This is a genomic window from Streptomyces calidiresistens (assembly GCF_014141525.1).
Lineage (GTDB): Bacteria > Actinomycetota > Actinomycetes > Streptomycetales > Streptomycetaceae > Streptomyces > Streptomyces calidiresistens.
The window spans coordinates 1-9,142 of the sequence record NZ_VKHS01000139.1; the positions used below are offsets into that span (position 1 = coordinate 1).

At 70.9% G+C, this 9,142-nt stretch carries 6 protein-coding genes and 1 tRNA gene; 1 reads left to right on the forward strand and 6 read right to left on the reverse strand.

Annotation, left to right across the window (positions count from 1 at the left end):
• Positions 1-48: 48 nt before the first annotated feature.
• On the reverse strand, positions 49-2,679 hold the full coding sequence (locus FOE67_RS08670; protein WP_182662172.1) for a valine--tRNA ligase: 2,631 nt from the start codon (positions 2,677-2,679) through the stop codon (positions 49-51).
• 156 nt (positions 2,680-2,835) lie between these two features.
• On the opposite strand from FOE67_RS08670, the gene FOE67_RS08675 reads away from it, so the two are divergent.
• Entirely contained in the window at positions 2,836-3,861 is a 1,026-nt protein-coding gene (locus FOE67_RS08675) for a hypothetical protein (RefSeq protein WP_182662174.1), read from the forward strand.
• Positions 3,862-4,014: 153 nt separating this feature from the next.
• On the opposite strand, the gene clpX is transcribed toward FOE67_RS08675, so the two are convergent.
• The 5 genes from clpX to FOE67_RS08700 form a co-directional block, all read right to left on the reverse strand.
• Positions 4,015-5,316 (reverse strand): ATP-dependent Clp protease ATP-binding subunit ClpX, encoded by a 1,302-nt coding sequence (gene clpX / locus FOE67_RS08680; protein ID WP_182662176.1) that lies wholly within the window; start codon positions 5,314-5,316, stop codon positions 4,015-4,017.
• Positions 5,317-5,696: 380 nt separating this feature from the next.
• Positions 5,697-6,380 (reverse strand): ATP-dependent Clp protease proteolytic subunit, encoded by a 684-nt coding sequence (locus tag FOE67_RS08685; protein ID WP_228473690.1) that lies wholly within the window; start codon positions 6,378-6,380, stop codon positions 5,697-5,699.
• Between the two features lie 58 nt (positions 6,381-6,438).
• Positions 6,439-7,056: an ATP-dependent Clp protease proteolytic subunit gene (locus FOE67_RS08690; RefSeq protein ID WP_323384519.1), complete on the reverse strand. Its 618-nt coding sequence runs from the start codon at positions 7,054-7,056 to the stop codon at positions 6,439-6,441.
• A gap of 290 nt (positions 7,057-7,346) precedes the next feature.
• Complete coding sequence (gene tig, locus FOE67_RS08695) at positions 7,347-8,774, reverse strand: trigger factor (RefSeq protein ID WP_182662178.1); 1,428 nt, start codon at positions 8,772-8,774, stop codon at positions 7,347-7,349.
• 200 nt (positions 8,775-8,974) lie between these two features.
• A tRNA-Pro gene (locus FOE67_RS08700) sits at positions 8,975-9,051 on the reverse strand.
• Between the last annotated feature and the right edge of the window lie 91 nt (positions 9,052-9,142).

Sequence of the window (9,142 nt, forward strand, 5' to 3'; positions counted from 1 at the left end):
GGCACCGGGGGCGGGCCGTCGCGCGACGGAGGTCGCAGGGGGCGCGGCTCAGCCGGCCAGCCGCTCCAGCTGGGCGGTGAGGCGGGCGATGTCCGCCTCGGCGGCCCCGCGCCGGGCCCGGATCTTCTCCTTCACCGGCTCGGGCGCCTTGGCCAGGAACTTCTCGTTCCCGAGCTTGGCGGTGGTCTGCGCCAACTCCTTCTCGGCCGCCGCCAGGTCCTTGGTCAGGCGCTTGCGCTCGGCCTCGGTGTCCACCGCGCCGGAGAGGTCGAGGGCGACCTCGGCGCCGCCCACCGGGAGGGTGGCGGAGGCGGTGAAATCGGGACCGGCGGGCTGGAGCCGCAGCAGGGAGCGGATGGCCTCCTCGTGCGCTTCCAGGCCGGTGCCGGCCAACTCCAGCCGGGCGGGGACCCGCTGCCCCGGCTGCAGGCCCTGGTCGGCCCGGAACCGGCGGACCTCGGTCACCAGTCGCCGCACCTCGCCCAGCTCCCGCTCGGCCGCCTCGTCGCGGAACCCGCCGGCGGTCGGCCAGTCGGCGACCACCACGGACTCGCGCCCGGTGAGGGTGGTCCACAGCTCCTCGGTGACGAAGGGGACGATCGGGTGCAGCAGGCGCAGCAGGACGTCCAGGACCTCGCCGAGCACGCGCCGGGAGACCTCGGCCGGCTCGCCGCCCGCCTGGAAGGTGGTCTTGCTCAGCTCGACGTACCAGTCGAAGACCTCGTCCCACGCGAAGTGGAAGAGGGTGTCGCAGAGCTTGGCGAACTGGTAGTCGTCGTAGTGGGCGTCGGTCTCGGCGACGACGGCGTCCAGCCGGGAGAGGATCCACCGGTCGGTGGCCGACATCCGCTCGGCGGCCGGCAGCGGGCCCTCCACGGTGGCGCCGTTGATCAGCGCGAAGCGGGTGGCGTTCCACACCTTGTTGGCGAAGTTGCGGGAGGCCTGGACCCAGTCCTCGCCGATCGGCACGTCCACGCCGGGGTTGGCGCCGCGGGCCAGGGTGAAGCGGACGGCGTCGGAGCCGTAGGCGTCCATCCAGTCCAGCGGATCGACGACGTTGCCGAAGGACTTCGACATCTTCTTGCCGCGCTCGTCGCGGACCAGGCCGGTGAGCGCGATGGTGTGGAAGGGCGGGGTGCCGTCCATGGCGTACAGGCCGAACATCATCATCCGGGCGACCCAGAAGAAGATGATGTCGTGGCCGGTCAGCAGGACATCGGTCGGGTAGAACTTCGCCAGGTCTGCGGTCTCCTCGGGCCAGCCGAGGGTGGAGAAGGGCCACAGGCCGGAGGAGAACCAGGTGTCCAGGACGTCGTTGTCCTGCGTCCAGCCCTCGCCGGTCGGCGGCTCCTCGTCGGGGCCGACGCACACGACCTCACCGTTCGGCCCGTACCAGACCGGGATGCGGTGACCCCACCACAGCTGGCGCGAGATGCACCAGTCGTGCATGTTGTCGACCCACTGGAAGTAGCGCCCGGCCATCTCCGGCGGGTGGATGGCGACCCGTCCGTCGCGGACCGCGTCACCGGCGGCCCGGGCCAGCGGCTCGACCCGGACCCACCACTGCAGGGACAGCCGCGGCTCGATGATGGTCTTGCAGCGGGAGCAGTGGCCCACCGCGTGGGTGTAGGGGCGCTTCTCGGCGACGATCCGGCCCTGCGAGCGCAGCGCGCCGACGACCGCCGAGCGGGCCTCCAGCCGGTCCAGCCCCTCGAACGGGCCGGGGACGGTGATGACGGCGCGCTCGTCCATGATGGTGAGCGAGGGCAGGTCGTGCCGGCGGCCGATCTCGAAGTCGTTGGGGTCGTGGGCCGGGGTGACCTTGACCGCGCCGGTGCCGAACTCCGGGTCCACGTGCTCGTCCGCGACGACCGGGATGCTGCGGTCGGTGAGCGGCAGGCGGACCTCGGTGCCGATCAGGTGGCGGTAGCGCTCGTCCCCAGGGTGGACGGCCACGGCGGTGTCGCCGAGCATCGTCTCGGCCCGGGTGGTGGCGACGACCAGGGAGTCCTCCCCGTCGCCGTAGCGGATGGAGACCAGTTCGCCGTCGCGCTCCTCGTGGTCGACCTCGATGTCGGAGATCGCGGTCAGGCAGCGCGGGCACCAGTTGATGATGCGCTCGGCGCGGTAGATCAGCTCGTCCTCGTACAGCCGCTTGAAGATGGTCTGCACGGCCCGGGACAGGCCCTCGTCCATGGTGAAGCGCTCGCGGGACCAGTCGACGCCGTCGCCCAGGCGCCGCATCTGACCGAGGATCTTCCCGCCGTACTCCTCCTTCCACCGCCGGACGCGCTCGACGAACGCCTCGCGGCCGAGGTCGTGACGGGACTTCCCCTCCTCGGCGAGCTGCTGCTCCACCTTGTTCTGGGTGGCGATGCCGGCGTGGTCCATGCCGGGCAACCACAGCGCCTCGTACCCCTGCATCCGCTTGCGGCGGGTCAGGGCGTCCATGAGGGTGTGCTGGAAGGCGTGGCCCAGGTGCAGGCTGCCGGTGACGTTCGGCGGCGGGATGACGATGGTGTACGGGGGCTTGTCGCTCTTCGCGTCCGCCTCGAACCAGCCGCGCTCCACCCAGCGCTCGTACAGCTTCCCCTCTACCTCCGCCGGGGTGTAGCGGCTGGGCAGGTCGGTGGGGACGCCGTGGGGCCCGGGAGCGGGCTGCTGAGTGTTCTCGGTCACGGGGCCCAGTCTATCGACGGCGGGAGGCCGCCCTCGACCCGGTTTCCCGGTCCGGACGGCCCCCGCGCGGTGTCGTGGACTCCGGATGTACACCACCGGCCCGGGTCGGACAGGATGGCCCCCGAGATCCGAACTGCCGCGCAGAGGGGTACACAGATGAGTCACCAGCAGCCGGGGCCGTACGGGCAGCAGGGCCCGCAGCCCGGTCAGCCCGGCCCGTACGGGACGCCCCCGCCCGGGCAGCCGCCCGCCGGGGGGAACCCCTACGCGCAGCCGCAGCCGGGCGCGCAGCCGGGTTACGGCTACCCGCAGCAACAGCCGCCGGGGCAGCCCGGGTACGGCTACCCGCCGCCGGGCGGTCAGCCGGGGCAGCCCGGATACGGGTATCCGCAGCAGCCGGGACAGCCGGGGTACGGCTACCCGCAGCAGCCGGGCGCGCCGGTGCCCCCCGGCGGGCAGGCGGGCAGGAGCGGCAAGGGCCGGAACGTCGGCATAACGGTGGCGGTGGTCGCGGCCCTGGCCGTGGTGGGCGGTGGCCTGTACGCCGTCCTCTCCGGCGGGGACAACGCCCTCGGCTCGGACGACGGCACCCGGTACGACCTGACGCTCCCGCAGCAGACCGGTGACTTCGAACTGATGGAGGAGGACAACTCCATCCTGCTCTCCGAGCAGGAGTTGGAGGAGGCGGGGTTGACCGACATGGAGGGCGTCGGCGGCTCCTACATCGAGCCCGACCCCGACGCCCCGATCCCGGACTGGGGCCGGGTCGGCCTGGGCTTCGCCGGCATGTGGGGCGAGGTGGAGAACCCGCAGCAGACGGTGGACCTGCTCTTCCTGCAGTTCGCGCAGAGCATCTCCGAGGAGGAGGGCCAGGAGATCGAACTGGTCGGCACCGCCGAGTCCTTCACCTACGAGGAGGCGGCGCTGAAGTGCCAGATCGCCCGGGGCACCGAGGAGGACCCGGATCTGGGGTACACCATGGAGATCACGGTCTGCGCCTGGGCGGACTACAGCACGGTGGGCCTGACCTACTACCTGCCCTTCCCCGAGCTGCCCGCCGATGTGGATCCGCTGGCCGAGGAGATGCCCGAGGTTCGGGCCCCGGAGACGATCCCCACCGGGGAGGCCGCCGACCACACCCGGCAGCTGCGGGAGGACGCCCTGGTCGAGCGCACCGGGTGAACCGGCCGCGCCGATGCCCGGGTGACCGGGCCTCCCGACGACGGTGGGCGCGGGATCCCGAAGGGGCGCGACACGCGCCGCTGTTCGGGACCCCGCGCCCACCGGTGGTACGGGGGACGGCGGCCCGCCGGGAGGGGCGGGCCGCGCGCCGGGTCAGGCCGACTTCTCCCGGGGGGTGCGCGGGGAGTTGCCCCGCTGCTTGGCCATCCGGGAGCGGGGCACCAGGGTGGGGTTGACGTTGGAGCGGACCACGTCCTCGGTGATCACCACCCGGCCGACGTCCTGACGCGAGGGCACCTCGTACATCACGGACATCAGCACCTCCTCCATGATCGCCCGCAGTCCGCGCGCGCCGGTGCCGCGCAGGATCGCCTGATCGGCGATGGCCTCCAGCGAGGGACGGTCGAACTCCAGCTCCACGCCGTCCAGTTCGAAGAGCCGCTGGTACTGCTTGACCAGCGCGTTGCGCGGCTCGACCAGGATGCGCAGCAGGGCGTCCCGGTCCAGGTTGTGCACCGAGGTGATGACCGGGAGCCGGCCGATGAACTCGGGGATCATCCCGTACTTGACCAGGTCCTCGGGCAGCGCGTCGGACAGCAACTCGGAGGTGTCCCGGTCGCGCTTGGAGCGGATGTCGGCGCCGAAGCCGATCCCCCGGCCGCCGGAGCGGGCGCGCACGATGTCGTCCAGCCCGGCGAAGGCACCGCCGACGATGAACAGCACGTTCGAGGTGTCGATCTGGAGGAACTCCTGGTGCGGGTGCTTGCGCCCGCCCTGCGGCGGGACCGCCGCCGTGGTGCCCTCCAGGATCTTCAGCAGCGCCTGCTGCACGCCCTCGCCCGAGACGTCCCGGGTGATCGAGGGGTTCTCGCTCTTGCGGGCCACCTTGTCGATCTCGTCGATGTAGATGATCCCCTGCTCGGCCTTCTTGATGTCGTAGTCGGCCGCCTGGATGAGCTTGAGGAGGATGTTCTCCACGTCCTCGCCGACGTATCCCGCCTCGGTCAGGGCGGTGGCGTCGGTGATGGCGAAGGGGACGTTGAGCATCCGGGCCAGGGTCTGCGCCAGCAGGGTCTTGCCCGAGCCGGTGGGACCGAGCAGGAGGATGTTGGACTTGGCGAGCTCGATCTCCTCGTCCCGCGAGTGCGCCGCCTCCTCGCTCACCCGGACCCGCTTGTAGTGGTTGTAGACGGCCACCGAGAGGGCCTTCTTGGCCGGCTCCTGGCCCACCACGTAGCTCTCGAGGAACTCGTAGATCTCGCGCGGCTTGGGCAGCTCACCGAGGTCCGACTCGGGGGACTCGGCGAGCTCCTCCTCGATGATCTCGTTGCAGAGGTCGATGCACTCGTCGCAGATGTACACCCCCGGGCCCGCGATGAGCTTCTTCACCTGCTTCTGGCTCTTTCCGCAGAATGAGCACTTGAGCAGGTCGCCGCCGTCACCGATGCGTGCCACGAGGTGCTTCCCCTTCGCCTGCGCACCGCCCGGGAGTGGGGCGGTGCCTGGTGCCTGGTGCGCCGCCGCTCCGCAAGCCCGTCGGGGGTTCACGGGGTGCCGCGACCGCGCGCGTCTGGATGTCTGTGTGTCGCCTGTGGTGTCCGTGGTGTCGTGCCGGTGCGCGTGGTGCCGGTGCCGAGCCCTGCGGACCGCGCGAACGGCCCCGCGGCCGGGTGCGGCACCCGGTTTCCGGAGCCGCGGCCCGGTCGGTGCCGGATGCCGTTATCGCGCTGTCCCCACGACGGTACCCTGTCGCCCGGACGGAATGGCCCTCCTTTGGCGGGAAACCCCCGGAACGCGGTGGCATCCCGCCGAAGGAGGGCCGGCGATCCGGTCGCTCAGGCGGAGGCGGCTCGGGTCGTCACGATCTGGTCGATCAGACCGTACTCCACCGCCGCCTCGGCGGTGAGGATCTTGTCGCGCTCGATGTCCTCGCGGATCTGCTCGATCGGCTTGGTCGAGTGCTTGGAGAGCATCTCCTCCAGCTGGACCCGCATCCGCTGGATCTCGTTGGCGGCGATCTCCAGGTCGGAGACCTGGCCGCGCCCGGTCTCGCTGTACGGCTGGTGGATGAGCACCCGGGCGTTGGGCAGCGCCATCCGCTTGCCGGGGGTACCGGCGGCCAGCAGCACGGCGGCGGCCGAGGCGGCCTGGCCCATGCACACGGTCTGGATGTCCGGCTTCACGAACTGCATCGTGTCGTAGATCGCCGTCAGGGCGGTGAAGGAGCCACCGGGGCTGTTGATGTAGATCTGGATGTCCCGGTCCGGGTCCATCGACTCCAGGCACAGCAGCTGCGCCATGACGTCGTTGGCCGAGGCGTCGTCGATCTGGACCCCGAGGAAGATCACCCGCTCCTCGAAGAGCTTGGCGTACGGGTCGTACTCCCGGATGCCCTGGGAGGTGCGCTCGACGAAGCGCGGGACGACGTAGCGGGAGTCGGGGGTCGGGCGCTCGTACAGGCCCGAGCCGGGGAAACCGGCGGTCCCGGAGGGACCGTTGAAGGGAAGCGATGCGGTCATCGGGGTCTCCTGGCGATGAGCTGTCGACGGGATCTGGGCTGGGCGGAGGGGGCCGTGATCAGGCACCCGTGCCACCGCTGCCGGGGATGTCCGCCGCGTTGGCGATGACCCGGTCGACCAGGCCGTACTCCTTGGCCTCCTCCGCGGAGAACCAGCGGTCGCGGTCGGAGTCGCGGGTCCACTGCTCGACGCTCTGGCCGGTGTGCCGCGCGGACAGCTCGGTCATCTTCTTCTTCGTGCGCAGCAGCCACTCGGCCTGGATCTTGATGTCCGAGGCGGAACCGGCGAGGCCGGCCGAGGGCTGGTGGATGAGGATCTCGGCGTTCGGCAGGGCGAAGCGCTTGCCCGGCGTACCGGCGCTGAGCAGGAACTGCCCCATCGAGGCGGCCATGCCCATGGCGATGGTCACCACGTCGTTCTTGATGAACTGCATGGTGTCGTAGATCGCCATGCCCGCGGTGATCGAACCGCCGGGGCTGTTGATGTAGAGGTTGATGTCCTTGTCCGGGTCATCGGCCGCGAGCAGCAGCAACTGCGCGGTGATCCGGTTGGCGATGTCGTCGTCCACCGGCTGACCGAGGAAGATGATCCGCTCGCTGAGCAGCCGGTTGTAGACCTGATCACCGAGGCCGCCGGCAATGGGGTCGGCGGCGGCGGAAGGCATCGGAAGCGTCACGTATTCCACCTGCTCATTCATGGGACGACCGTGCTCGCGCACGGGCGCCGGCATCGTCGTTGCTCGTCGCCGAGGACGTCCGGGGCCGGGGCTCCGGTCGGCGTACTCGGCCGTACTGTCGAGGGGTTGCCTTTACGGACCCTAACGCGCTGGTGGGGCCGACCCATCCCGGCTCGGAAACTGTTCGCTGTGAGCGCAGGTGGGGTTCCCGCCGGGTTCCGCCGGGAGCGGAACGGGGCCGGACGTGATCACGTCCGGCCCCGTTCCGGGCGCCGCGTGCGGCACCTCGATCAGGCGTTGTCCTTCTTGTCGGCCTTCTCCCCGGTGTCCCCGGCGTCCCCGGTGGCCCCCTCGGCGTCGGCCGCGGCCTCCTGCGGGGTGACGGTCTCGGCGTCGGGGTCGGTCTCGTCGTCCTCCAGGTCGACGACCTCGCCGTTGGTGTCCACCACGCGGACGGTCTCCACCACGCCGGCGAGCGCCTTGCCGCGGCTGACCTCGCCGACCAGCATCGGCACCTGGCCGCCCTCGACCACCGCGCGGGCGAACTCGTCGGGGCTCATGCCGGAGGACTGCGCCCGACGCACCAGGTGCTCGGTCAGCTCCTCCTGGCTGACGTTGACCTTCTCGCGCCGGGCGATCTCGTCGAGCACGAACTGGGTGCGGATGCCCTTCTCGGCCTGCTCGCGCAGCTCGTTCTCGAACTCCTCGGCGGTCTTCTCCTGCATCTCCAGGTACCGGTCGAGGTCCATGCCGAGCCGACCGAGCTGGTGGTTGACCAGGTTGTGCTTGCGGGTCTCGATCTCGTCGCGCAGGAGGTTCTCCGGCATCGGGACCTCGACCCGCTCCAGCAGGGCGTCCAGGACCTGCTCCTGGGCCTTGGTGGCCTGGTCGTACTTCTTCTGACGGGCCAGGCGGGTGCGGGCGTCCTCCCGCAGCTCCTCCAGGGTGTCGAACTCGCTCGCCAGCTGGGCGAACTCGTCGTCCGCGGCGGGCAGCTCGCGGGCGGAGACGGCGTGCACGGTGACGGTGATCTCCGCCTCCCGGCCGGCCGCCGAACCGCCCTTCAGCTCGCTGGTGAAGGTGGCGGTGCCGCCGGCCTCCAGCCCGGTGACGGCCTCGTCGATGCCGTCCAGCAGGCGGCCGGAGCCGATGGTGTAGTCGATGCCCTCGGCCACGCCGTCGGCGAGGACCTCGCCGTCCACCCGGGCCTCCAGGTCGAGCCGGACCACGTCGCCCTCGGCGGCGGCCCGCTGGACCTCGGTGGTGGAGGCGAAGCGCTCGCGCAGCTGCTCGACGGCCTCGTCCACGTCGGCGTCGGCGACCTCGACCGCGTCGACGGTGACCTCGATGTCGGAGTAGTCCGGGATCTCGATCTCGGGACGGACGTCCACCTCGGCGGTGAAGGTCAGGACCTCACCGTCCTTGAGGTCGGTGATGTCCACCTCGGGGCGGCCGAGGGGGTTCAGCTCGCCCTCGGTCACCGCCTCGGAGTAGAACTTCGGCAGTGCCTCGTTGACCGCCTCCTCCAGCACCGCACCGCGGCCGAAACGCTGGTCGATCACCCGCGCCGGCACCTTCCCCTTGCGGAAGCCGGGGACGGTGATCTGCTGGTTGATCTTCTTGTACGCCGCGTCGAGGCTGGGCTTGAGCTCCTCGAAGGGCACCTCGACAGTGAGCCGAACCCGGGTCGGGTTCAGGGTCTCCACGGCGCTCTTCACGGTCGGTCTCCTTGGGGCTGACTGCTGGGTGGTGCCCGGTTCCGACGGGATCGATCGCGCCGATCCTCCTGAACACCGTCCGAACGCTGGGTCCGGATCCCGTCCGGGCTGTCGGAGCCGGGCTTCTTGGTTTGAGGGGCGCCCCGTATGCGGCATGAACATGCGGACACGACACAGGCACGCGCGACCCTCATAGTACGTGGTCGGGGTGGCCGGATTCGAACCGACGACCTTCCGCTCCCAAAGCGGACGCGCTACCAAGCTGCGCCACACCCCGCGGTGGCTCATGACGCGACACGTAGGGTACAGGTCCGACCGGGGGGCCGCTGCCGAGGGCACGGATTCCGGGACACCGGGCGGGGCGGGTC

Coding starts and splice junctions, on each gene's coding strand:
- FOE67_RS08675 (WP_182662174.1), top strand. CDS start 2,836: ATGAGTCACCAGCAGCCGGGGCCGTACGGGCAGCAGGGCCCGCAGCCC.
- FOE67_RS08685 (WP_228473690.1), bottom strand. CDS start 6,380: ATGACCGCATCGCTTCCCTTCAACGGTCCCTCCGGGACCGCCGGTTTC.